The 22,954-nt window shown below is 37.9% G+C and carries 27 protein-coding genes; 9 read left to right on the forward strand and 18 right to left on the reverse strand.

Features of this window, described 5'->3' with window-relative positions:
• Positions 1 to 36: 36 nt before the first annotated feature.
• From FS608_RS00090 to FS608_RS00140, 11 genes are all read right to left on the reverse strand, one after another.
• Positions 37 to 1,035 carry a phosphotriesterase family protein gene (locus FS608_RS00090; protein WP_144546947.1) on the reverse strand — a complete coding sequence of 333 codons (999 nt, stop codon included), beginning with the start codon at positions 1,033 to 1,035 and terminating at the stop codon, positions 37 to 39.
• 80 nt (positions 1,036 to 1,115) lie between these two features.
• Entirely contained in the window at positions 1,116 to 2,090 is a 975-nt protein-coding gene (locus tag FS608_RS00095) for a quinone oxidoreductase family protein (protein WP_144546950.1), read from the reverse strand.
• A gap of 12 nt (positions 2,091 to 2,102) precedes the next feature.
• Positions 2,103 to 2,882 (reverse strand): enoyl-CoA hydratase/isomerase family protein, encoded by a 780-nt coding sequence (locus FS608_RS00100; protein WP_144546953.1) that lies wholly within the window; start codon positions 2,880 to 2,882, stop codon positions 2,103 to 2,105.
• Between the two features lie 36 nt (positions 2,883 to 2,918).
• Positions 2,919 to 3,653: a 2-phosphosulfolactate phosphatase gene (locus FS608_RS00105; RefSeq protein ID WP_144546956.1), complete on the reverse strand. Its 735-nt coding sequence runs from the start codon at positions 3,651 to 3,653 to the stop codon at positions 2,919 to 2,921.
• A 17-nt stretch (positions 3,654 to 3,670) separates the two neighbouring features.
• Complete coding sequence (locus FS608_RS00110) at positions 3,671 to 4,735, reverse strand: phosphotransferase family protein (protein WP_144547933.1); 1,065 nt, start codon at positions 4,733 to 4,735, stop codon at positions 3,671 to 3,673.
• A gap of 119 nt (positions 4,736 to 4,854) precedes the next feature.
• Positions 4,855 to 5,421, reverse strand: a complete 567-nt coding sequence (locus FS608_RS00115; RefSeq protein WP_144546959.1) for a TetR/AcrR family transcriptional regulator — start codon at positions 5,419 to 5,421, stop codon at positions 4,855 to 4,857.
• Between the two features lie 131 nt (positions 5,422 to 5,552).
• Positions 5,553 to 7,166, reverse strand: coding sequence for a long-chain-fatty-acid--CoA ligase (locus FS608_RS00120; RefSeq protein ID WP_144546962.1), 1,614 nt, complete (start codon positions 7,164 to 7,166; stop codon positions 5,553 to 5,555).
• A 40-nt stretch (positions 7,167 to 7,206) separates the two neighbouring features.
• Positions 7,207 to 7,959, reverse strand: coding sequence for an SDR family NAD(P)-dependent oxidoreductase (locus FS608_RS00125; RefSeq protein WP_144546965.1), 753 nt, complete (start codon positions 7,957 to 7,959; stop codon positions 7,207 to 7,209).
• A gap of 32 nt (positions 7,960 to 7,991) precedes the next feature.
• Entirely contained in the window at positions 7,992 to 9,200 is a 1,209-nt protein-coding gene (locus tag FS608_RS00130) for an acyl-CoA dehydrogenase family protein (protein ID WP_144546968.1), read from the reverse strand.
• Positions 9,201 to 9,414: 214 nt separating this feature from the next.
• Entirely contained in the window at positions 9,415 to 9,612 is a 198-nt protein-coding gene (locus FS608_RS00135) for a hypothetical protein (protein ID WP_144546971.1), read from the reverse strand.
• A gap of 144 nt (positions 9,613 to 9,756) precedes the next feature.
• On the reverse strand, positions 9,757 to 10,299 hold the full coding sequence (locus FS608_RS00140) for a helix-turn-helix domain-containing protein (RefSeq protein WP_186328550.1): 543 nt from the start codon (positions 10,297 to 10,299) through the stop codon (positions 9,757 to 9,759).
• Between the two features lie 179 nt (positions 10,300 to 10,478).
• Between FS608_RS00140 and FS608_RS00145 the strand changes: the two genes are divergently transcribed.
• Positions 10,479 to 11,366, forward strand: a complete 888-nt coding sequence (locus FS608_RS00145) for a VanW family protein (protein WP_144546977.1) — start codon at positions 10,479 to 10,481, stop codon at positions 11,364 to 11,366.
• A gap of 31 nt (positions 11,367 to 11,397) precedes the next feature.
• Here the strand turns inward: FS608_RS00145 and FS608_RS00150 are convergent, their stop codons facing one another.
• On the reverse strand, positions 11,398 to 11,667 hold the full coding sequence (locus tag FS608_RS00150) for a hypothetical protein (protein ID WP_144546980.1): 270 nt from the start codon (positions 11,665 to 11,667) through the stop codon (positions 11,398 to 11,400).
• Between the two features lie 244 nt (positions 11,668 to 11,911).
• On the opposite strand from FS608_RS00150, the gene FS608_RS00155 reads away from it, so the two are divergent.
• Positions 11,912 to 12,625, forward strand: coding sequence for a class I SAM-dependent methyltransferase (locus tag FS608_RS00155; protein WP_144546983.1), 714 nt, complete (start codon positions 11,912 to 11,914; stop codon positions 12,623 to 12,625).
• A gap of 40 nt (positions 12,626 to 12,665) precedes the next feature.
• Here the strand turns inward: FS608_RS00155 and FS608_RS00160 are convergent, their stop codons facing one another.
• Positions 12,666 to 12,821, reverse strand: coding sequence for a hypothetical protein (locus tag FS608_RS00160; RefSeq protein WP_222127292.1), 156 nt, complete (start codon positions 12,819 to 12,821; stop codon positions 12,666 to 12,668).
• Positions 12,822 to 12,932: 111 nt separating this feature from the next.
• On the opposite strand from FS608_RS00160, the gene FS608_RS00165 reads away from it, so the two are divergent.
• Complete coding sequence (locus FS608_RS00165; RefSeq protein ID WP_144546989.1) at positions 12,933 to 13,184, forward strand: sigma-G-dependent sporulation-specific acid-soluble spore protein CsgA; 252 nt, start codon at positions 12,933 to 12,935, stop codon at positions 13,182 to 13,184.
• A gap of 271 nt (positions 13,185 to 13,455) precedes the next feature.
• Here the strand turns inward: FS608_RS00165 and FS608_RS00170 are convergent, their stop codons facing one another.
• Positions 13,456 to 14,325 (reverse strand): YitT family protein, encoded by an 870-nt coding sequence (locus FS608_RS00170; protein ID WP_144547934.1) that lies wholly within the window; start codon positions 14,323 to 14,325, stop codon positions 13,456 to 13,458.
• A 913-nt stretch (positions 14,326 to 15,238) separates the two neighbouring features.
• Between FS608_RS00170 and FS608_RS00175 the strand changes: the two genes are divergently transcribed.
• Positions 15,239 to 16,489: an erythromycin esterase family protein gene (locus FS608_RS00175; RefSeq protein ID WP_144546992.1), complete on the forward strand. Its 1,251-nt coding sequence runs from the start codon at positions 15,239 to 15,241 to the stop codon at positions 16,487 to 16,489.
• A gap of 41 nt (positions 16,490 to 16,530) precedes the next feature.
• On the opposite strand, the gene FS608_RS00180 is transcribed toward FS608_RS00175, so the two are convergent.
• Complete coding sequence (locus tag FS608_RS00180; protein WP_144546996.1) at positions 16,531 to 17,136, reverse strand: hypothetical protein; 606 nt, start codon at positions 17,134 to 17,136, stop codon at positions 16,531 to 16,533.
• Between the two features lie 181 nt (positions 17,137 to 17,317).
• Between FS608_RS00180 and FS608_RS00185 the strand changes: the two genes are divergently transcribed.
• From FS608_RS00185 to FS608_RS00195, 3 genes are all read left to right on the forward strand, one after another.
• Positions 17,318 to 17,521 (forward strand): DUF1657 domain-containing protein, encoded by a 204-nt coding sequence (locus tag FS608_RS00185; protein ID WP_026563681.1) that lies wholly within the window; start codon positions 17,318 to 17,320, stop codon positions 17,519 to 17,521.
• A 75-nt stretch (positions 17,522 to 17,596) separates the two neighbouring features.
• Entirely contained in the window at positions 17,597 to 17,803 is a 207-nt protein-coding gene (locus FS608_RS00190) for a DUF1657 domain-containing protein (protein ID WP_144547935.1), read from the forward strand.
• Between the two features lie 18 nt (positions 17,804 to 17,821).
• Positions 17,822 to 18,682, forward strand: coding sequence for a DUF421 domain-containing protein (locus FS608_RS00195; protein WP_144546999.1), 861 nt, complete (start codon positions 17,822 to 17,824; stop codon positions 18,680 to 18,682).
• Between the two features lie 61 nt (positions 18,683 to 18,743).
• On the opposite strand, the gene FS608_RS00200 is transcribed toward FS608_RS00195, so the two are convergent.
• Positions 18,744 to 19,727 (reverse strand): DMT family transporter, encoded by a 984-nt coding sequence (locus FS608_RS00200; RefSeq protein ID WP_144547002.1) that lies wholly within the window; start codon positions 19,725 to 19,727, stop codon positions 18,744 to 18,746.
• 205 nt (positions 19,728 to 19,932) lie between these two features.
• On the opposite strand from FS608_RS00200, the gene FS608_RS00205 reads away from it, so the two are divergent.
• The gene (locus FS608_RS00205; protein ID WP_144547936.1) at positions 19,933 to 20,547 is read left to right on the forward strand and encodes a PH domain-containing protein; all 615 of its coding nucleotides are present in this window, start codon (positions 19,933 to 19,935) and stop codon (positions 20,545 to 20,547) included.
• Between the two features lie 229 nt (positions 20,548 to 20,776).
• Here FS608_RS00205 and FS608_RS00210 read toward each other — a convergent pair whose 3' ends face one another.
• A complete protein-coding gene (locus tag FS608_RS00210) occupies positions 20,777 to 21,409 on the reverse strand; it encodes a nitroreductase family protein (RefSeq protein WP_144547004.1) in 633 nt (210 codons plus the stop codon).
• Between the two features lie 133 nt (positions 21,410 to 21,542).
• On the opposite strand from FS608_RS00210, the gene FS608_RS00215 reads away from it, so the two are divergent.
• Positions 21,543 to 21,902: a winged helix-turn-helix transcriptional regulator gene (locus FS608_RS00215; RefSeq protein ID WP_144547007.1), complete on the forward strand. Its 360-nt coding sequence runs from the start codon at positions 21,543 to 21,545 to the stop codon at positions 21,900 to 21,902.
• Positions 21,903 to 21,944: 42 nt separating this feature from the next.
• Here FS608_RS00215 and FS608_RS00220 read toward each other — a convergent pair whose 3' ends face one another.
• Positions 21,945 to 22,757, reverse strand: coding sequence for a YitT family protein (locus FS608_RS00220; protein ID WP_144547010.1), 813 nt, complete (start codon positions 22,755 to 22,757; stop codon positions 21,945 to 21,947).
• Positions 22,758 to 22,954: the final 197 nt, after the last annotated feature.

Consider the following 22,954-nt stretch of genomic DNA (forward strand, 5'->3'; position numbering starts at 1 on the left):
AGAGGCTTGAATCAACTTCAAGTCCTCTTCATTGGTTTAGTTAACTTTAACGGGCTCGCCCGCGAATAATGAAATTGCGTTTATACCAAGCATTTTGTCGATTTGCTTTTCGGTGATACCATTTTCACGCAACGTAGGTAAGATATTTTCAAAAATATGGGCCGGATGCCAGTTTTCCATGATTTGTGTGACTTGCTCGTTCATGACTGGGGGCCTGCCCAGCCAAATATTGACCGAATCATGGGCTAGTAAAATTTGATTTTCATACCCCTCTTCAATTAAGGTCATCAAGGTCGCTACTCTTTCTTGGTCAAAAGGAGCACCGACCAAAACCTGAATCCCAAAACGGTCAAAACCAATTCTTACGCCTTGTTCCAAGACTTCTTTATGATAGTCTGGATTGGTGTTGCCGCACATATGGCCAATGATAATTTTGCTAGGGTCGGCACCTTGCTCAATTAGCAGCTTTACCTGCTCAGGTCCCATCGTTCCCTCCTGGGTATGTGTCAGAATAACAATCCCTGTTTCCTTCTGTACTCTAGCCGCAGCACGGAAGAACATTTTCTCGTATTCAGAAATCTCATCCTTACTGGAAGCTAGTTTAATAATTCCCGGTTTAATTCCCGTTCCAGCAATCCCTTCGGTAATCTCTGTTTTAAACATTTCATAGATTTCCTCTTCGGCAGATCCTAAGCCCTGTCTCATCTTGAAGTATGGAGGTGCTCCTTCACCTTCATAGTAAAATCCAGTGGCACAAATAATCTGCAACCCTGTGGCTTCGGAAATTTTCTTTAAAAACAATGGATTCCTGCCGCACTCGTTTGGTGTCGGGTCAACCACCGTTTCTACACCATAACTTTGCAAGAGGCGGGCTACACCAATGGCTGCTTCAAGTGCTTCTTCTTCATTGAACGGACCAAGAGTAACATCTCCTTGGTATCCGGGATAACCAAAAATAAAGTGTTCATGAATAAGTGTTTTCCCTAATTGTTCAACGGGAATTGGACCTGTTACTGTTTCAACTGTTTTCATCATTTGTTCACCCTTTCAAAGTGTTAACTAAAATTTGAAAATGAGTTGCCCAGGTGCAATTTCACGAGTGGATTATCAGCTATTTATGGTTCAAGAATTAACTTCCCTTGTGTTTTCCGGGATTGCAGAAGGGTATGAATCTTTGCAGCCTCCTCTAAAGGGAATACCCCGCCAATGGTGAGCTTTAATTGTCCCGCACCGAGGTATGTAAGTAACTCCACTAAACTTGGCTGCAACAATTCTGGCTTTCTCATAATCTGCGGCAAGAAAAAGCCGATCACTGATTGATTTCTAGCCATCAGTGATGACGGATAGAATTTGCTTTGTTCACCGCTTGCAGCACCAAACACAACAAGACGTCCAAAAGTGGCAAGGCATTTCACTGTTTTATTAAAAACATCCCCGCCCACCATTTCAAGGGCGACATTTACCCCTCTCCCGCCTGTTGCTTCCAGAACCTGTTGTTCCCAATCCGACTCTGTATAATTGATTAGGACATCTGCACCCATTTCCCCTGCCAACGCTAACTTCTCATCTGAACTTGCTGTAGCAATGACCTTACCTGCCCCAAACAACTTGGCGAGTTGGACAGCAATGGTTCCTACTCCGCCTGCCGCCGCATGCACCAGCACGCTTTCACCTTTTTCCAACCTGCCCATTGTTTTTAAAATATGGTAAGCACTCAAGCCTTGAAGCGGCAGAGCAACAGCCGTATGGAAATCTAACTGTTCTGGCAGTGGAATCAGTGCCCGCTCATCGGCTAATGCATATTCGGCATAGCCTCCTGATTCAATTAAGGTCACAATTCTTGTCCCTGGTTTCACTTTCGTCACTTGCTCACCTACGGCAGCAACAACTCCGGCAATTTCCGCTCCTGGAATGAAAGGCAGCGGTGTTTTAACAACATACTGCCCCTCTCTCCTTGCCGTATCAGCATAGTTGACACCAATTGCTTTGATTTCAATTAAAACTTCATGACCAGTTGGGACTGGCTTTTCAATATCGACTACATGTAATACTTCGGGCCCACCAAATTCTGTTAATTGGATTGCTTTCATGATTGTCAACTCCTATTTTCCTTTAAATACTGGCTTTCTCTTTTCCTTAAAAGCCGTAATACCTTCTTTGTGATCAGCTGTTTGTACCATTAATGTCTGGATCAAGCGCTCCTGTTCAAGGATATCCTCAAGTGAAGAGGTAAATGATTGGTCAATCAATTTTTTTTGTTTTCCGTAAGCTTTTCCAGGTCCATGAGCCAATTTTAACGCAAACTTTGTTGTATCTTCCTGAAGGTTTTCTAATGGAACTAAATAATTTATGACTCCTAGTTGATAGAGTCGTTCTGCAGGGATCGGCTCTGCCGTAAAGAAGAATTGTTTTGCTAAATGCGGGCCAATTAATCTTGGAAGTAAATAAGAGCCACCGCCATCTGAGATTAAACCTACTTGGGAAAAGCTGAGGGCAAACTTGCTATCTTCCGCAGCAACGATTAAGTCACAGGCTAAGACTAAATTAAACCCTGCCCCGGCAGCAAATCCATGGACAGCGGCAATAATCGGCTTTTCTATGTCTTTCATTAACAAAATGAGTTCATTCAGTTTTCCAATATGGTCGTAAACTTGGCCAGAATCTGCTTGCCCCATGGTTTTCACGTCACCACCCGCACTAAAGGACCGGCCGGCTCCTGATAACACAATTACTTGAATATCTTCATCTGTTTGGGCGTTAGTTAGCGCATCCTTTAATCCAATAATCATCTCAGGGCTAAACGCATTAAGACTTTCTGGACGGTTTAATGTCAAAGACAAGACCGGACCTAATTTTTCAACCAACAAATGTCCTTGGCTCATATTCATCTTCCTTTCAACTTTACTTTCATAATCGATTTATACAGAAATTGTTTCGACCACGACTTTTCCATCTTGTAAAATAGGGACAATCGCTGTTATGCCCTTGGAAGCTGCAATCCTAATCTCTTGCTGCTGATCATATTTAGCAAGCAGTTTGCCAACATAGGAATCTAGTAAAATTTCATATGCATCTGTTTGGCCCCGGTAGAAATATAGTGCCGTTTTAGCCGCATCTGTCAATTCATATTCACTATTTTTTACTAAACAATCTATTAAGTGTCCTGCCCCATAAAAGTCTTCTAAACTGGTTTCTCCTGAATTACCAGAGCATATGATCAGAATAGTCTGTTCCGACGTTACTTTTTGAATAGCACCGGCAATCGCTGGATTATTAAGCATGGAGGCAACGTAAACCTTATTCGCTGCAGATGATTTTCTTAATGCAACTGTACCGTTCGTCGTTGATAAAATTAATGTTTTACCGTTGATCGATTCCCGGATTAACGTGGGACTAGGATAAACAAATCCCTCAATTGGTTTGGCGTCCAATTCTCCAGCCAGAATATATTCACCCAGTTGGTACAATTTTGCCTGTTCGACGGCTTCATTGCAGTGCAAGACTGGAATCACTTCCTTTGCACCATCTTTTAAAGCCGAAACAATTGTCGTAGTGGCTAATAGTATATCTAAGACCACCGCTATTTTATTTCCATCCGCCATTTTCTCTGCGCAGATTTCCTCTTTCTTCATGAGAAGGTGAATCTTCGTCATTCACACCCAGCTCCCTTTTAAAACCTCTCATCTGCAACATTTGCTGCATGCTGAATTAAATTTTTCACGAAATAATTAAAATTGGCAAAACGAATGTCAGTTGTTTGACCTTTCTTATAGCGGTAATAGATTTGTTGACCGATAACTGCCAGTTTAAAATAAGCAAACGTTAAGTAAAAATTGAGATTAGTAACATCCCTGCCGCTCTTTTTGGCATAAAGTTCGATGAATTCTTTTCTTGTCAAAAACCCTTCATGGACAGCCGTAACCGGTGCCTTCCCTAACCCATTAATCAACAGTTCCGAATCATCGCTTTGATTCCAATATCCCATCGCTACACCAAGGTCTGCAAGGGGATCTCCGACGGTGGTCATTTCCCAATCAAACAAACCAACCATTTCCGTTAAATTTTGATTAAACATGGCATTGTTGAATTTATAATCGTAATGAATAATAGTTGACTCATGGATTTTGGGTGTATGATCCACCAGCCAATTCTTCAAAGGTTCAATACAATCGATTTCATCCGTTTTTGCCCGTTCATAGCGCCCAATCCAGCCATAGACCTGCCTTTCCATAAACCCTTCCGGCTTAGCTATAGCAGCCAGGCCCGTCTGTTTGTAGTCAATTGCATGTAATTCTACTAGCTGTTCAACCATTACTTCCGATAACCTCCGACAGATATCATCCGATACAGAAATTCCCTCAGGAAAGGATGTATCGATTACGATTCCATTTTTTCTTTCCATTAAGAAAAAGGGGCTTCCAACAATTTTTTCATTATTAGAAAACAAAAAGGGCTTTGGAGCAACGGGAAAAATCGGGTGCAAATCAGATAGAATTTTATATTCCCTCTCCATATCGTGCGCTTTTGGTGCAACAGGACCTAGAGGCGGACGTCTTAATACCGCTTCCCACTTCCCTTTTTTAATTTGATACGTCAGATTGGAATGACCGGCGGAAAATTGTAATATTTCAAGTGGTCCACCAGGCAAATTTTCAATGGTTTCTTGTAAAAACATATCAAGAACAGACAGGTTTAATTCCTCCCCTTGACGGACAGGGATGGTATCTTTACTCATTTGATGGGGCACCGTATTCCTCCTCTCAAATTAAAAAATTCGAAACCATACTAACCGGTTAGTATTTACTTAAAAAAGGGGGGATTAATAATCCAAAAACCCCCCTATACCTTTTTTCGTCAATTGTCTTGAATTCCCTTTAAGATCATTTCGACAAAAATCTCCGCAACTTCCTCGTCAGTGCATTTTCCATCTGGATTAAACCATTGGTAACTCCAATTGGTAATACCAAGAATCCCCATGGTGATAATCGGGGCATTTAAATCTGGCCTGAGCTCCCCTTTTTCCATTCCTGAACGAATTAGTCCTTCGATGTTAAGTCGGAATTGATCTCTTTTTTGTTCAATTAATTTAAGATGCTCGGGACTTAAATTATTCATTTCCCGAAAGAAAATTTTAGCAGCTGCCCCTTGAGTTGTTATGTTCGTAATTAGCATATAAACATTCGCGGATAATTTTTCCTTGAATGATTTTGAAGTGTCATTTAATATATGTTCCTGGTTATAAAGTAAACCATCGATATAACCAAGATGGATATCCATTAGCAATTCTTCCTTACTCGAAAAGTAATAGTAGAATGTACCCTTTGTTACACCAAGTGAATCAACGATGTCTTGAATGGACGTTTCAGTAAAACCCTTTTTTTCAAATAGACTGATGCTTTGTGCTGTAATTTTTTCCTTCACATTATGTCCTCGCATTCTCTAATATGTCTAATGAGAATTATATCATATTCAATAATGCCCCTTTAAGCACTAACGAGGATTTCGACCATCTAAATTGTTTTCCGTAATTATTCTCAACTAAAGAAAAGACCTTAATTAATTTTCATTTCATCCCTTAAAGCGCGGCGGAGAATCTTTCCAACATTGGTTTTCGGGAGCTGCTCGCGGAATTCCACGAGTCCAGGAACTTTATAGGCTGCCAGGTTTTTCTTGCAATATTGGATGATTTCATCTTCAGTAACTGTATTGGCTGCTTTAAGGACTATTACTGCTTTTATACCTTCCCCTCTATAAGGATCTGGAACTCCAATACAAACCGCCTCTTGTACAGCTGGATGATGGTACAGCACCTCTTCAATATCACGCGGATAAACATTGAAGCCACTTGCAATAATTAAATCTTTTTTCCGGTCAACGATATATAAATAACCATCTTCATCCACCTTGGCAATATCGCCTGTAAATAACCAGCCGTCACGGAGAGTATTGGACGTTTCTTCCGGCATGTTCCAATATCCTTTCATTATCTGAGGTCCTTTAATGATGACCTCCCCTAATTCACCAACAGGTACTTCTATCGTCCCTGTTGCGATGTCTACAATTTTGTATTCAGTCGAAGGGACGCCAATCCCTACACTTCCCGGTTTCCGTTCTGAAAACGGCGGGTTGCAATGAGTGGTTGGGGAGGCTTCTGATAACCCATAACCTTCTAATATCATTGACCCAGTTTTCTTTTCAAAACTGTGGAGCAGCTCTAGCGGCATCGGCGCACTTCCACTGTTGCATGTTTTAATACTATTAATCCCGTATTCTTCCGCACGAGGATGACTGGTGATGGCAACATACATCGTTGGAACACCCGGAAAAACAGTTGGTTGTTCGTTTTTAATCGTGTTTAATACTTCCTCCAATTCAAACCGAGGCAGCATAATAGACTCAGAAGCTGTATAAATTGATAGGTTCATACAAGAACTCATCCCGAAAACATGGAAGAGTGGAATGACCGTTAAATAACGTTCTTTCCCAATTTCCATTTCTTCTTTAAAGAATTCATAACTCTGAATGACGTTTGCTAATACATTTCGATGCGTCAGCATCGCTCCTTTTGATCTTCCGGTGGTGCCACCTGTATATTGCAGGACGGCTACATCGTGCTCAGGGTCTATCTCGATGGGTAGGACATTTCCGCTGCTTTCAGATAAAAAACCTTCAAAACTTCGATCCGGTGCAAATTCATTTCCTGAGGGCTGCAGGCTGACGACAATAATATTCCTTAGCTTGGTCATTGCTTGAACACTTTTCACCCTTGGATATAAGGTATCGAGTACAACAATGGTTTCCGCACCAGAGTCATTCAGAATATATTCTAGTTCCCGTTCCACTGACATCGGGTTCACCTGAGTCACAATCGCTCCTGCTGTTAGAATTCCGTAATAGGAAACAACGTATTGAGGACAGTTAGGAAGCATGATTGCCACACGGTCACCTCTTTGAACTTGATTACGCTGCAAGGCAGAGGTAAAGGTTTGGACCAGTGCGTTTAATTGTTGATAACTAAATTTTTTTCCATAGAACGAGAGTGCAGCATTGTTAGGATATTTATCAGTCGTTTCTTGAAGGATTTGACTTAATGGTATATTTGGAATGGTAACATTTGTATTAATGTTTTCCGGATAATGAGCCAACCAGGCTTTCATTTCACTCATCAATTTTCCTCCCCAAAATGTTTGATAAAACTAGATATCTCTAAAAAATTAAGCCGCCGCCATCGACAGATAGAGTTGTACCGGTAATAAATGAAGCCTCATCGGATGCTAAAAATAATACTGCATTGGCGACCTCGTCCGGTGTTCCAATTCTCCCAAGCGCATTTGCTCGCGAGATAATTGGCCATTTCCGCTCATTTTGTTTCCACTGATCAATAATCGGGGTGTCAATCACTCCCGGTGCAATCGCATTGACCCTTATGTTGTATTTCCCGTATTCAAGTGCCGCATTTTGTGTCAGTGTGACAACCCCTGCTTTAGAGGCATTATAGGCAGACATATATTTCTGCCCTTTTAATCCTAGTAAACTGGAAGTGTTAATAATGGCTCCACCTCCTGCTTTAATTAATTCTGGTATGGCAAATTTTATGCCAAGAAAAACACCCTTCAAATTTATATCAATGACTCGATCCCATTCTTCTTCAGCCAAATCAATACTTCGTACTTCGGAATTTCCCACTCCAGCATTGTTGAACAAAATATGTAAAGCCCCAAACGAGCTTATCGTGGTGTCGATTAAAGCTTTTAATTGCTCTGAATCGGTTACGTCTGTTTTTAAAAAAATCGCTTCGCCGCCACCTCTTTTAATTAAACTAACGGTTTCTTCACCAATAGCTGCGTCAATATCTGCTACAGCAACCCTTGCTCCTTCTTTCGCAAATCGGATAGCTGTCGAACGGCCTATACCACCCCCACCCCCGGTTATAATCGCTGTTTTTCCTTCCAATTTCATATTTCCTCCAGCCCTTCATCTATGTCTTGATTCTATTGATACTTCCTCAATTCAAGTCTAGCTAACTGTGCACGATGTACTTCATCAGGTCCGTCAGCTAATCGTAATGTTCTTGCATTAGCCCATTGTGCCGCGAGAGTAAAATCGTTAGATACACCAGCGGCCCCAAAAGCTTGAATGGCCCGATCAATAACTCGTAATGCCATTGAAGGAGCAACGACCTTAATCATCGCTATCTCTGTCTTTGCTTCCTTATTTCCAACGGTATCCATCATATAGGCAGCCTTTAAGGTGAGCAGTCTTGCTTGCTCAATTTCAATTCTGGAATCAGCAATCCATTCTTGGATGACTCCTTGGCTTGCTAAAGTTTTTCCAAATGCCGTCCGACTTTGAACACGCTTACATAATTCCTCTAAAGCTCGTTCTGCAGCACCTATCAATCTCATACAATGATGTATTCTTCCGGGGCCTAACCTGCCTTGGGCGATTGCGAATCCTTTTCCTTCACCCCATAGAATGTTTTCAGCTGGTACGCGTACATTTTCATACGTAATTTCTCCATGTCCATGCGGTGCATGATCATATCCAAAAACCGGGAGCATTCGGTCGATTTTTACACCTGGGGAGTCTAGTGGAACAAGAATCATTGATTGCTGTTCATGACGGTTCGCCGAGGGATCTGTTTTGCCCATGACAATCGCTATCTTACAACGAGGATCGCCCGCCCCTGAGGACCACCACTTACGACCATTAATGATGTACTCATCCCCATCTCTTTCAATTCTGGCTTCAATATTGGTCGCATCGGCAGAAGCCACAGCTGGTTCGGTCATCGAAAAGCACGAACGAATTTCACCTGCTAATAAAGGCTTTAACCATTGTTCTTTATGTCTTTCTGTCCCATAACGGACGATAACTTCCATATTACCGGTATCAGGGGCACTACAATTAAATATTTCTGGTCCTATTAACGACCGTCCCATAATTTCACATAATGGGGCATATTCTTGATTAGTTAACCCTGCCCCGTATTCACTTTCTGGTAAAAATAAATTCCAGAGACCTTCTGCTTTTGCCCTTTCTTTTAGTTCCTCCATGATGGGTGGAACGGCACTCCAACGGCTTTCTTGTTCGTTTAATTGTTGCTCGTAAATACGCTCATTAGGATAAACATTTGCTTCCATAAAGGCAGTTAATTTTCCCTGCAACTCTTTCACTCTTTGAGAATATGAAAAATCCACTTTTTCCACTCCTTTTCATACTAACCAGTTGGTATGTTCTTCATCTAATTATACCTGTAAATATTAAATATTCAAATTAAATTCTAAATATTCTTTTAATTAATTAGTTGTTGATTGGGAATTAAAAAGTATGGGATTATAAAATGAGGAGGGCTGGCCAGAAAGGTTCATTCGTTTCCATCATGCTGATAATTAACAATTCCTGGCCTTAAAGTTAAAACCTTTTTGTAAATGATCTCTTTTGCTTGTTCATTACTTCATAAGACTTTTCAATGATATCTGTTAGTACATCTCCTTTATAAATTCGGCCGAGCTTCAATCCTTGTTGGTAATATTCGACAATTTCATCTAGCAACTTCGAGGTTTCTTTTGTAATTCTTACATTTAATTGAATTCTTTGGTTTTCAGACATGTTATTCACTCCTATGTATTTAATAGCAATCTGCTAGCACTTTTCTATCCTGCTGTTATCATCTATTAATATACTATATTTCAACAAATTTTTCAGTAGAATCAAAAAAATAGTCATCAAAATGATGACCATTTCTTAATTTACCTAATTTTTCCTTTTCTCTGGAATCACGATGGTAGCTACTGTCCTTCTTCTCCTCCCCTCTTTTGGTTCGTTATTTATTACTTTTAAATAAACAGCTGAAAGTTCTTTTATAAATTCCACATACTCCTCATCATTTAAGTGGATGGATGCCTGTCGGAACGTGACGCCATCCGAAACTAGATCGATGCTGTCCTGATCTAAGTATCGATCATATTCGCCCATTAAATTTGCCATAAATTTAATAAATAGGCTCATATGTTCATCTCTTGAAAGCTTATTTAAGTTTTCGGGACTAAAGGTTACCTTGTTTGGTTCATGGATGGAATAGACTTTTTCGACAGTTCCTCTGATTGGAATTTCATCAACAATATGAATGACTCCAGTTTCAACTAATTTTTTTAGGTTGCGATACAATGAAGCTTGTGGGATATCGGGAAGGAATTCTTTTAATTGCTGCGCTGTAAGTTGTTGATTAATTAAATACTGGATGATTCTCATACGAACGGGATGCAATATAACGTCCACAGCTGATTCATTTATCATAATAATATTAGCTCCTAATTTTATTATCATTCTCAATAACGAGAATATTATATTCTTTGATTATTGTAAAGAAAAAAACTGGAAATTACTTATATATTTTTCAAAAATGTATGAATCTGTTTTATGGTTACATGAATTAGCCTACTTCTACCAATATTATAGTGAGGGGGTTGCTGAGTATGATTTTATCTTTGTTAATGGGATATTTCCTTTTAACCCAACCGGTTACTGAAGCGCCAGATCGTTTTACTATTACAAAGGATGGCCATACAGTTACCACCATTAATCGTGATGATTTTACCATTTCCCAAACGGGCCTGCCCTTATTAAATTCTAAAAAGTACTATGAATTTTTGGATAACTTAGATAAACAATTTTCAATCGCACCGGAAAATGCCCACTTGGATCAGAATGGTGGTATTATTCCAGAAAAGGCAGGGTCCCAAATCCATCGTCAAACATTTACAGAGCAATTCTATGCCTATATTTTTAGTACTGGACAAACGAAGGTCATGGAATTACCTTTCCTTACAGTTTATCCAAAAGTGGATAGTGAATTACTGAGTGATATTCGCAGTATGAGGATTGGACGTTATGTTACGTCTTTTAATCCACGAAATAAAAAAAGATCTAACAATATAGAACTGGCAACAAAAGCAATTAACAATCAGGTGGTTTTTCCGGGTGAAACATTCTCTTTTAACAGAGTAGTCGGAAAACGGACAGCTGCGAAGGGGTATTTACGTGCCAAAGTCATCGTTAGAGGGGAATTCACAGAAGACATCGGCGGCGGAATTTGCCAAGTATCCTCAACCCTTTATAATGCAGTTGACAATGCAGGCATCAAGATTGTGGAGCGGTTTTCTCATTCAAGAAAGGTTCCTTATATTCCACCAGGCCGAGACGCGACTGTTAGTTGGTATGGACCCGATTTTGAGTTTAAGAATACCTATAATCAACCAGTATTAATTAGAGCAAGGACATTAGGCCATTTGTTAATTATAAGTGTTTACTCTTCTGAAAATATTAATTACATACCGAAAAAAGTCCCAACTCCACCATATTAAAAAGTCCGCAGCCAATCTGCGGACTTTTTTCTTATTGCTTTTTATTATTTAGTGCACTCATTAATAGCTCCTCTGAAAACTCGGTTAATGCAGCATTATCCATTAGACTAAGATTTGCTTTAGGTGTAAAATTTTTCACCATATTTTGAATAGGAAGTGCAAGGTCCCTACGTTTTCCCTTTGTCACTCCAAAAACAGCAGCACTTAAGCCAATGCCTAATAGAGACGCCCACATGGCTCCTCTACTTTTACGTTTTTTTGCAAACATTTTGAGAAACGGTTGAGCTTTTATTTTTTTCATCCAAAGCACTCCTTCAAATTGAAATGGAAAGGATTCTTCCCTTCCATTTCTTTAATTTGCTCTTTTTAGACAGAGCATATAGCAAGAAATAAGAACTTATTTAGTTATTTACTGGTATGTTAGATTCTTTACAGTTTACATAATATTTAATTACACCTGCCCTAATCAAGCCGTAATTCGAAAGAACCTCTTACCTATATTTTACATAAACTGCTACAAGATAAATGAGGTGGTGTCTTAATTTATGGGAGGTTTAACTTATTTTGACTTCTTAGCCAAATTTGGTGTGGGTGGAGCACATCCTGGTGGAATTCCATTAACAAAATATATATTGTCGAATGAAGATATTTCAAATAAATCACGTATTTTAGATGCTGGGTGCGGCACTGGCCAAACAGCTGCATTTTTATATCAGCATTATTTTGCAAAGGTAGTTGGTGTGGAGATTAATCCTATCATGATTGAAAAAGCAAAAAGGCGATTTCAGTCATTGAATTTACCAATCAAGTTGGTTCAAGCGTCAATTGAAAAACTGCCATTTAACGATGATACTTTTGATTTTATTTTGTCTGAATCTGTTTTAGCCTTTGTTAACAAACCCGTTGCCATTAGTGAATTTTTTCGAGTCTTAAAAAAAGGCGGACGTCTAATAGCCAATGAGATGACCATTAACTCCAAACTTACTCCTAACGAAGAAACCGAAATAATGAATTTTTATGCCTTGGATTCTTTATTGCTAGAAGAAGATTGGCGAAATTTATTTAATCAGGCAGGGTTCCAAGATATTGTTATAAAAACAGAGAAAACGAATATAAGTCATAGTAATCATTCCACTGAATTTCATTTCTCAAACAATTTTGAACCTGAGTTATTTCAAATATTAAATGAACATGGGAATATCGTCTTAAAGTATCAAGATATTTTAAGTTACCGAATAATAACTTGCACCAAACAGTAATACAATAGAGCCTCTCTCCTCAATAGGTGAAGTGGCTTTTTTATTTTTTTGCTGTGTTAAACTTGACTGTTGATTTCCGTTCCAGGCACTTTGCTTTCCGCGGGCGTGCCGGGGAGCCTCCTCGTCGCTTTGCTCCTGCGGGGTCTCCCCTGCCCCGTACTCCCGCAGGAGTCTTCGTGCCTTCCACTCCAATCAACAGAGTGCCAAAATAAACAATAACCTTTAACACATATTTTTTATACTTTTTTCTGATGAATATTAATAAGGTTTGGCCCCAAAAATATTAAATGAAAGGATTGGTGAAACAATGGATAAGACTTTGGGTTACTTACGAGAAATCTTGTCAAATTATACCGATGATCATTCTGAAGGCGGTCCTATATACCGTAAATTATCGGAAGGCCAATATAGCTCTGAAGGGTCCTTTGTTCGAGATTTAAACCAAAAAGAAATCAATTTTCTAAATAAAATTCTCCCGAAAGAAATTAATTATGCTAAAGAGGAGCAGGATGAGAAAAGAGCGAATGAATTGAACGAGGTTTTCGAGCTTTTATTCTAAAACAAACAAAGAAAGCGCTTTCTAAACTAAAAGATGGCAGGATATTCTGCCATCTTTTCTGGAAATAATTCATATTTTGTAAATTTATTTCCTAGGTAAGCGCAAGGTACGACAAAATGTCATCTAAACATCCCGTTAATTCTGCATTAACCGACATAATTCAAAAAGATGCTACATGCATTGTCACAAACAAGGTCTCATAACGACAAAATATTTACTTTATTCTTTATTTCCATTAGATTATTCTAAAGAAATTACTAGTTTTTAGTAACTAATGGATATCTTTTTTCTTAAATCTTCCACCACGGACCTCCGCAATATCTGCTACTGCTAAAAAGGCACTGTCATCATTTTCAGTCACAATTTCCTTTAATTTTGCTTCCTCAAGACGATTGATCACGCAAAAGATTACCTTTTTATCATCACCTGAATATGCACCCTCACCATTGATATAAGTGACACCACGACCGAGACGATTCATAATTGCGTCACCGATTTGCTTTGCGTTATCACTTATGATCCACACCGATTTGGATTCATCAAGCCCTGTAATGGTAATATCAATCGTTTTGTAAGCTACAAAATAGGCAATAAGCGAATACATCGCACGGTCCCAAGTGAATACAAAACCTGCACACGCTAGAATAAAGAGGTTAAAAAACATAATGATTTCCCCAACAGAAAAAGGAAGCTTTTTATTAAAAAGAATAGCTAAAATCTCAGTACCATCCAATGAGCCACCATATCGGATGACTAAACCGACTCCAATACCCAGAACAATTCCCCCAAATACTGTTGCAAGGAGAATATCTTGTGTAAAGGCTGGCACAGGATGCAGTAAAGTGGTTCCAATCGAAAGTATGATGATTCCATAAAGTGTGGATAAGGCGAAGGTTTTCCCTATTTGTTTATAACCTATAAAGAAAAAAGGTATATTAAGAATAAAGAGGAACATCCCTAATTTCCAACCTGTTACATACGAAAGCATAATAGAAATTCCAGTGATACCACCATCAATAACATTATTAGGAACAAGAAATATTTCTAGTCCTACAGCCATTAAGGTGGCCCCTAGTGTTATTAATAGAATTCTTTGAAAAATCTTTCTCTTCGTTAATCTACGATGCTGAATTTTCGCCATAATTGCTGCCTGCTGTTCGATTAAAGTCAATTCTTGCGTTCCCGACATTATCTGGCCCCTTTCAAAAATAATTTCCTAATTATATTATATCGGATTCATCTTGCTAATTATAATCAAATGCTTTTTTTCTTACAAAAAGGCTCTGTTAAATTTGCCTGTTGATTTCCGCTCCAATCAACAGGGTGCCTAAATCAATACTAAGCTTTAACCCCCTACAAAAAAATAAAAAGGAGCTACCTCAGTGTATGAAGTAACTCCTTAGTTTTATTTACATCTTAGGAGACCCAACCATGAAATTAGCCTATTGTGTTTCAATTATCAATCCCCCTAGCCTTTTTCAAACTAAAAATGGAGGGGTTCATTGAACAATGAGCTAATGTGTGTTTGTTCCGTTGAAGGAATTAATTCACATGGAATTAATGGAATTAATGGAATTCAAATTCCTAAAAGAAACAAAATTTTTCGGAATTACCGATAGAGACTCATTACTTCACCATTTGGGTTTTTCAGCTTCATGGCAATTATCCTTTTTAGTTAGCTTCAATAAAATTTCACATTGATAAAATCTTAAACATTTTCCTTTGATATGGTTTTCTAAGGATAACATAGATACCAATTATGAAAGGATTTTGTTTTTCGATTTCGCCTTTCTATAGAGGGAAAACAATCGCTCCACTTGCCAAATGATTATTAAGGATTGACCTTACTACTCGTTCACAAAACGGAACGAACACGTATGGTTGAGCCTCCTAAGATGTTAATGTTTATTCTATCTTTTACAATTAAATTATAACACGGAATTTTTTGAATTTACGGACTATATGTGTCAATTATGTGAATCATTGGATATTTAAGTGCTTACAGAGAGGGGTAAATTATCTTTAAGTATAATGGAAAGGATGCTTAACATCTTATGCTTAAAGCTATTAATAAATACGCGAAACCTTTTAAAACAACTGATGATCTCGATCCATTAATCGATGCAATTGGCGATGCAAAATATGTGCTCCTTGGGGAATCTTCTCACGGAACCTCTGAGTTTTATTCACTCCGAGCAGAGCTATCCAAAAGATTAATTAAAGAAAAAGGTTTCTCCTTTATTGCAGTTGAAGGTGATTGGCCCTCTTGCCAAAGTATCAATCAATACATTAAGGGCTTTAACCAATCGACGAACGACGTACGGAGGGTACTCGAAAGCTTTAATCGCTGGCCTACTTGGATGTGGGCTAACCAAGAAATGATTGGACTTATTGAGTGGCTAAAGGAATATAATCAACAAAATCTTTCTCAAAAAGTCGGTTTTTATGGTTTGGATGTCTATAGTCTGTGGGAAAGTATGGATGAAATTATTCGCTATTTAGAAAAAACAAATTCTCGGAGCCTTCAAGCCGCGAAAAAAGCTTTTTCGTGTTTTGAACCCTTCAACCGCAATCATGAAACATATGCTGTTTCAGCAGGATATCTCTCTGAAGACTGTACGAGAGAAGCACTCGAACTTCTCGCCTCCATCCAGAAAAACAAATGGAAATTTGAAGACAATCAGGAAAGCAGCCTGAATATAGAGGTAAACGCCCTTGTCACCGCAAATGCTGAAGAATATTACAGAACAATGGTCAAAAGTGACTCGAAATCATGGAATGTCCGTGATCACCACATGGTACAAGCCCTCAACTCCGTGATGAACTTTTATGGAGATCATGCCAAAGCAATCATTTGGGAGCATAATACCCATGTCGGTGATGCCAGAGCAACCGACATGAAAGAAGAAGGAATGGTAAATGTCGGCCAGATTATTAGGGAACAAAATGGTACGGAAAATGTATTTATCGTCGGATTCGGGACCTATACTGGTACTGTGGTTGCAGCTACTGAATGGGGTAAAGACGTTCAAATCATGCAGGTACCTCCTGCTCAATTTGGAAGTTGGGAATCACTAATGCATAAGACCAGTCCGACTAATAAATATTTACTTTTCTCCGATCAGAACCGTGATGAGTTTTCAACTACCATTGGTCATCGTGCAATAGGTGTGGTTTATAGGCCAGAATATGAACATTTCGGTAATTATGTTCCCTCAAACATGGGTCAGCGGTACGACAGTTTTATCTTTTTTGATCAAACAAAAGCATTGCAGCCACTTATTTTAGAGCATGTACTTACATGAAAAAAGTCTTCCTTCAGAGGTTTTGAAGGAAGACTTTTTTATTAATCCACTATAGGATTTTTAAAATTATCGGTAGTAGGAATTTTGTTTTCTTTTATTTTATTTTCCACTCGCCATTTATGTTCAACCAATTTATCATTACTAGGAATCGTTATTTCACTGCCATCTGGCATCTCAAATCGATATTGATAAAAACTGGTTGTACCTTGGTGGTTTCTGTATAGAATATGGACTTTTGAAATACGATCCCATCTATATTCCTTTTCTTTTAGGCTTTTCAATGTATTATAATGAATACCCTCGTTATCCAAATAATAATAGTTGGTTAAGCTTAAGATAAATGCTGGGATACTAGCTAGAATCATTGCCCCCAAAACCACTTTAAACCAATTACCTTCCCATCTCTGTCTAAAAATAAGGTAGAGAGTTAAAATGACTGCGATATAAATAATGCCACCCATAAAAGTGATATAAGCAGAAAATGGCGTCGAAAAAAACCATTGCGACCGAGAATAATAAACCATACTTTGGTATGTTGGCACCACAATTAATGGCACAAAAATGCTGCAAATGTACAAAATAATCGTATACGCAACCAGTTTTACATGATTTTCCTCAGTCGACTCTTTTTTCTTTATCCATAGCAAAAATATCCCCCCGTATACATTTGACGAAAACTAAAAAAAATGTTTCGTTAATATTCAGAATTTTCCTTATTATGATATCTTGCTAAATGGGATTTTTATCCGATTCTTTTTATACATAACCACCGAAAATATCCGCATACTATTTTTGTATTTCAATTATATAACGAAAGAAGGATTACTTATGACAGTTGGAACACAAGTAAAACAAGCATTGGCAGGACTAAAAAGTGCTCAGGCAAGTTTTGAAACATTTGCACTAGCCACTGATAACCAAAATGCAAAGCAACTTTATCAACAAGCGGCACAACAGACTCAATCTGTTCTTGATAGCCTTGAACCGCGCCTTCAAGAAATTCTCAATGAAGAGCCTCAATATAATCAATAAAATGCAGTTTTAGGTTGGCATTTTTTGCCAACCCCTTTTTGATATTTTAAATCCCTTATGAAAGGAAGTTTACTTGTGACCATCGCTTCAAATGTTAAGCAATGTCTAGCTACTATGAAAGGAATCGAAGCACAACTGGCTTCCTTCGCGCTAAATTCTTTAGACAGTGAAGCACAAGCTACATTTAATCAAGCCATGTTAACGGTTGGAGAAGTAAAGAAGGATCTCCAGTACCGTGTATTAGAACTTGAACGACATGAACCCCAATACAAAGGGTCATAAATCTTGAGGTGAGAAATGATGCCAGATTGGGTTTTTATAATAGTCCGTTCGTTAGTCTTCTTGGTACTCTTATTTATTACCACCAAAGTACTAGGTAAGAAACAAATATCTGAACTGTCATTCTTTGAATATGTTGCAGGTATTACCATTGGAAGTATTGCCGGAGAAGTCGTAACGGGTTTGGAAGGCAATATGTTCCATGGTGCACTGGCACTTGTCGTTTTTGGATTCGTAACTTTTCTAGTGAATTTTTTAGCTATAAAAAGTAAAAAGTTTAGTGATTTTGCTGAGGGAAAAAGTACTGTCGTTATTAAGGACGGAAAAATTTTAGAAGAAAACTTGAAAAAAGAAAAATATACCATCGATGAATTATCGGCTCTTCTTAGACAGAAGAATATTTTTAAATTTGCTGATGTAGAATTTGCAGTGTTGGAACCACGAGGAAATTTAAGTGCGTTATTAAAAAGAGAAAACCAACCACTTACGCCCAAAGATTTACAAATGAAAATGCCGAATGAGAAAGAACCACAAACGGTTATCATGGATGGAAATATTGTTGATGAATCGTTAAGATGTGCAGGACAAGGCAGAGGCTGGTTATATACAGAGTTAGAAAAACTAGATGTAACACTTGATAATGTATTCCTAGGACAAGTGGATTCATACGGAGAACTCACGGTAGATCTATATGATGATAAAATTCAAGTTCCAGCTCCCGCACAACGTCCACTACTACTTGCTACCTTAAAAAAAATTCAGGCTGATTTAGAGATTTTTTCGCTTGAGACCGATTGTGAAAAATCAAAAGCAATGTATAAGCGTAATGCAAAGAAGATTCAAGAAACCATTGATGTCTTAAGTCCTTATTTAAACGGTTAATTTCACTAAAAGCAGCAATATAAAATCCTTATCAAGCTTATTTGATAAGGATTAATCATTTCTAACTATTCATTTTTAGCGATCGTTCATTCTGAATAATTTTCTGGTTACTTTTATGCGAAAAAAAGCTATGCAGGATCATACCAACCATGACCAATCCCATACCCCACCAAGATAGCAGCGTCGGGAAGGTGCTGTTTAGTAGTAATAATTCTCCAATAACAGCGAATAATACCTCCACAGATTGTGTCGCCTCAACGGCCGCAAGTTTCTGCATATTTCCTCTAACAAGATCGGTTGCTTTAAAAAATAATATGGTGGCAATGACCCCTGAGGTTACTGCAACAAGTCCGGATTGGACTATTTGCCCTTTGCTTGGTGTGCCAATCGTAAAAAGTCCATATATCGATAATACAATCCATAATGGAAGACTAGCTAAGGTCATCCCTAATACACGTTGGAAGACATCCAGCCGTCCGCCACATATATCCATCATTTTTCGGTTTCCTAATGGGTAAGCAAATGAAGCAATCAGCACAGGAAGAACACCCAGGGAAATCACACCAATTGATATTTGATTGGCCTGTTCCATTTGCATCAAGATAATTCCTAGTAGGATTATTACTGACATCCCCAAACCCTTAAATGGAATTTTTCCCTTTTGCTGGATTGGACCTTTTTCAGTCATAACCCTTTCGTAAAAAAATGGAGCCAGCAAAGACCCTGAGATAATGGTTACTTGCCAAGTAGCTGCAATGAGCCACCCTGGGGCATATGCTGCAGAAAAACAAATAGGGCCATAAAATAATCCAAAACCAACCGAACTCCATAATAGCCAACTACCTGGATTTTTTTTCATATCCCAAAGCAAGGGTTTAAGATTTTTTCTTCCAATGACAATAATAAGTAAAAAAGGGACCATAAAGAAATACCTTAAAGATGCACTCCAAATCCAGCTGCCCCCTGCCTGGTCCATCGATCTGTTGAGGATAAATGTAAATGCAAAAAAGAAAGCCGCTAAGATACCTAAAATAATCGGCCGCAATAATCTCTACTCCTTCTATTACGTTATTAATATGTATATAGTGTATTTTCCATTATAATAGAGGAACTATCAAGTTGTAATTTTTATTGAGTTCATATGTATACAAACATATTTTACCGCATAAAGTTTTTTGGATACAGATGAAACTTTCTTATCCCCCATTCGTAAAAAGGATAGATTAATAAAAAAAGTGAGGTTGAGATCCATGTTTGGAAAAGTAGCTGCCGATATTTTAGGTTTAAGTGATGTGGGTGCTGTTATTAAACCAGAGAATTATGACAAGGTAGACGCAGACGATTATGTCATGCATGAAGACAATGAAAAAATTTATTTTCTTATCAAATCCAAATCAGATGAATACTGCTTTACCAATAATGCTCTTATCCATTTAGATGGAACAAGTGCAACCAGCAAAAAGAGGATGCTCCATCGTTATAGTTATGCTACCAACCGAATCTCAGACGTTTATCTTGAAACAGCTGGAACGGTTGACCTTGACGTCGAAATTAAATTTAAAATTGGTTCAGTGCCTTTCTCCATTGATGTACATAAAAAACATATTGAGGAAATTAAGGATTTATATAAAGCCCTAATTAAAATTTCAGAAATATCACATGAAAATGAAATTTCCCTTCAGTTTGCTAAACAAAGCTTAGATGTTGCCTCCACTACTTTAGGTCGTGTTACAAGTGCAGACAGTAATTTGGTTGTACAATTCAAAATGCTTAATCAAGCAGCTTTTCAATGGTTAGAAGACAGTAAAAAGCAATATATAGTCAAAGATTTCGGCTATGTATTCGAAAAGTATATTAACAACTAGGAAAAGCGCAAGCGCCCTGGTCAGTGGCGTATGGCCTGGAGCGCTCCAACTGAGATAAAGGAAACACGAAGAGCTGGAGGCGATTCGATGTTGACTTATCGTAGGGCGGAAAGCGAAGGACACTAGCCGCTAGGGCGCTGGAGCTAGACAGTAATCTAATTTCAAAATTTATAATTATTATCATATAGAAAAAAGCAGGCGCATGAGAATTTTTCATGCGCCTCCTTTTTTATTTATATTCTATTAAAACATCTTCCAACGGCAAACGAGTGGAATTAAATGCAGGTGCTGCCGCCTTCCCCACTGAAATCAACACAATTGGAAATAATCGATCTTCAACATTAAACATTTCCACAAATTTTTCTTTATCAAATCCACCCATCGGAACGGTGTCATATCCTCGATCTTTAGCAATCAACATCAATTGCATCGACACTAAGCCAGCGTCAAATGAAGCAATATTTTTTAAGACTTCTTCTGAAGCAAATGGATAAGTTTTATTGGTCCCCTCAATTAATCGATTCATATTGGCCTCATCCATAAATCCTGCTTCAAATGCACTTCGGTATACTTTTTCCACACTTTTATACATTTCCTTGTCACCTAAGACAGCAATAACCGCTGATGCTGTTTCAACTTGTTCTTGATTATTAGCTACTGCTCTAAGCTCCTTTTTTAGCTCCTGGTCTTGGATCACAATAAAACGCCAAGGCTGTAGATTACTTGAGGACGGGGCTTGAATAGCTTCTTTTAACATATCCTTTATTTCTTCTTTGGAAATTTGATAAGTTGAATCATATTTTCTAACGGAGTGACGTTCTTTAATCACTTCAGATAAACTTTTCGTTAAGGTAGTTTGCATGAGAGTTTTCCCCCTAATAAATTTAACTTACTAATAGTAAGTACTAAACCATCTTACTATTAGTAAGTACCTTTCGTCAAGAAAATAAACTATGATATGATATAGTTAGAATAGTAAAAAAGAGGGATTTTAAATGAGTGAATCTAACTACCAAAAGTGTATGTCTCCTTCCTCAGAGGAAATTAAGCATATATGTACAAATTTTCATAATGCGATTGAATTTATAGGTAAACGATGGATGGGTTCTGTTATTTTTTCACTGCTGGAGGGACCTAAGCGATACCATGAAATTGTTACATCCATTCCTGGAATCTCTGATCGCTTGTTAACCGAGCGCTTGCGTGATCTAGAGAATGAAGGATTGATTGTTAAAAGGGTAATTGCCACATCACCTAAAAAAGTGGAATATGAATTAACTCCAGCTGGGAAGGATCTTGAAGAGGTTATCCATGTGTTATTGAAATGGATAAAAAAACGAGGAAATTCCCGATGAAACAAAAAGGGTTACATCCATTTAATAGATGTAACCCTTTATTTATGGACTTGGCCGATGAAACAGCCCCATTACTTCAATCGTTTCTGTAATATTAACAAAGGCACGTGAATCGACTTCCGTGATTAAGTTTTTCACTTCATTAAGTTCGTATCTGGAAATGACTGTTATCAATACATTCCGCTGGTTATTTGAGTATCCGCCAACACCGTCCAATACAGTTAAGCCTCGATACAAATTTTTTAGTAAATGATTCCTCATCTCTTCGCCTTTATCTGTAATGATCATTAGAGTTAATTTTGCATGATCCGTATAGATTGCATCGACTACTTTACCTGTCACAAAAATGGATACTAAGGTATAAAGTGCAGAATCCCAATCAAACAAAAATCCACTGATCATAATAACTACCGCATTCATGCCTGAAAGTAAAGTACCAATTGGAAAATCCCTTTTTCTGGCTACGATCATGCCAATAATGTCAAATCCCCCAGTCGATCCGGAACAACGGAAAACTATTCCGACACCTAAGCCCGTTAACGCACCACCAAAAATAGATGAAAGAATTCTATCATCTGCGATAGCAAATACGGGAATTACATACAGTCCTATCGAGATAACAATAACCGAAAAGATCGAATTCACGATAAATCTTTTTCCTAACATTTTATATCCAATAATTAACAAAGGGAAATTTAGCAGAAAATTTGCCACTCCAGTATTCACCGGTGAGATCATCCCTAATATCATTGAAATTCCACTTAATCCACTGCTCAATACTTCATGTGGGATTAAGAAAAGGTTAAACGCAACCACAATAATTAGAGATCCCAACATCATTCCAACAATCTGCATGGTAAAAATCCTCCTAATACCAACAGGCATTAATTCTTTTTAAAAATAATACTCGATACTCTCACTTAAAGTAAAATAAAAAATTTATTTTAATAAAATAAATTATCTGTATAATGATAATTAGAAGATTGCATATTGACAATTCTATAAAAACTCCTATACTATATTAGTATATTTAATTTCATATGATAAATCCT

It is taken from the genome of Bacillus sp. X1(2014), assembly GCF_007678255.1.

Excerpts from the sequence above, each read along its gene's own strand:
- FS608_RS00125 (WP_144546965.1), bottom strand. The coding sequence starts at position 7,959 with ATGAAATTGGAAGGAAAAACAGCGATTATAACCGGGGGTGGGGGTGGT.
- FS608_RS00175 (WP_144546992.1), top strand. The coding sequence starts at position 15,239 with ATGCTTAAAGCTATTAATAAATACGCGAAACCTTTTAAAACAACTGAT.
- FS608_RS00195 (WP_144546999.1), top strand. The coding sequence starts at position 17,822 with ATGCCAGATTGGGTTTTTATAATAGTCCGTTCGTTAGTCTTCTTGGTA.
- FS608_RS00090 (WP_144546947.1), bottom strand. The coding sequence starts at position 1,035 with ATGATGAAAACAGTTGAAACAGTAACAGGTCCAATTCCCGTTGAACAA.
- FS608_RS00170 (WP_144547934.1), bottom strand. The coding sequence starts at position 14,325 with ATGGCGAAAATTCAGCATCGTAGATTAACGAAGAGAAAGATTTTTCAA.
- FS608_RS00110 (WP_144547933.1), bottom strand. The coding sequence starts at position 4,735 with ATGAGTAAAGATACCATCCCTGTCCGTCAAGGGGAGGAATTAAACCTG.
- FS608_RS00220 (WP_144547010.1), bottom strand. The coding sequence starts at position 22,757 with ATGCAGATTGTTGGAATGATGTTGGGATCTCTAATTATTGTGGTTGCG.
- FS608_RS00120 (WP_144546962.1), bottom strand. The coding sequence starts at position 7,166 with ATGAGTGAAATGAAAGCCTGGTTGGCTCATTATCCGGAAAACATTAAT.
- FS608_RS00095 (WP_144546950.1), bottom strand. The coding sequence starts at position 2,090 with ATGAAAGCAATCCAATTAACAGAATTTGGTGGGCCCGAAGTATTACAT.
- FS608_RS00205 (WP_144547936.1), top strand. The coding sequence starts at position 19,933 with ATGTTTGGAAAAGTAGCTGCCGATATTTTAGGTTTAAGTGATGTGGGT.
- FS608_RS00145 (WP_144546977.1), top strand. The coding sequence starts at position 10,479 with ATGATTTTATCTTTGTTAATGGGATATTTCCTTTTAACCCAACCGGTT.
- FS608_RS00105 (WP_144546956.1), bottom strand. The coding sequence starts at position 3,653 with ATGACGAAGATTCACCTTCTCATGAAGAAAGAGGAAATCTGCGCAGAG.
- FS608_RS00210 (WP_144547004.1), bottom strand. The coding sequence starts at position 21,409 with ATGCAAACTACCTTAACGAAAAGTTTATCTGAAGTGATTAAAGAACGT.
- FS608_RS00100 (WP_144546953.1), bottom strand. The coding sequence starts at position 2,882 with ATGAGCCAAGGACATTTGTTGGTTGAAAAATTAGGTCCGGTCTTGTCT.
- FS608_RS00155 (WP_144546983.1), top strand. The coding sequence starts at position 11,912 with ATGGGAGGTTTAACTTATTTTGACTTCTTAGCCAAATTTGGTGTGGGT.
- FS608_RS00150 (WP_144546980.1), bottom strand. The coding sequence starts at position 11,667 with ATGAAAAAAATAAAAGCTCAACCGTTTCTCAAAATGTTTGCAAAAAAA.
- FS608_RS00165 (WP_144546989.1), top strand. The coding sequence starts at position 12,933 with ATGGATAAGACTTTGGGTTACTTACGAGAAATCTTGTCAAATTATACC.
- FS608_RS00215 (WP_144547007.1), top strand. The coding sequence starts at position 21,543 with ATGAGTGAATCTAACTACCAAAAGTGTATGTCTCCTTCCTCAGAGGAA.
- FS608_RS00185 (WP_026563681.1), top strand. The coding sequence starts at position 17,318 with ATGACAGTTGGAACACAAGTAAAACAAGCATTGGCAGGACTAAAAAGT.
- FS608_RS00135 (WP_144546971.1), bottom strand. The coding sequence starts at position 9,612 with ATGTCTGAAAACCAAAGAATTCAATTAAATGTAAGAATTACAAAAGAA.
- FS608_RS00140 (WP_186328550.1), bottom strand. The coding sequence starts at position 10,299 with ATGATAAATGAATCAGCTGTGGACGTTATATTGCATCCCGTTCGTATG.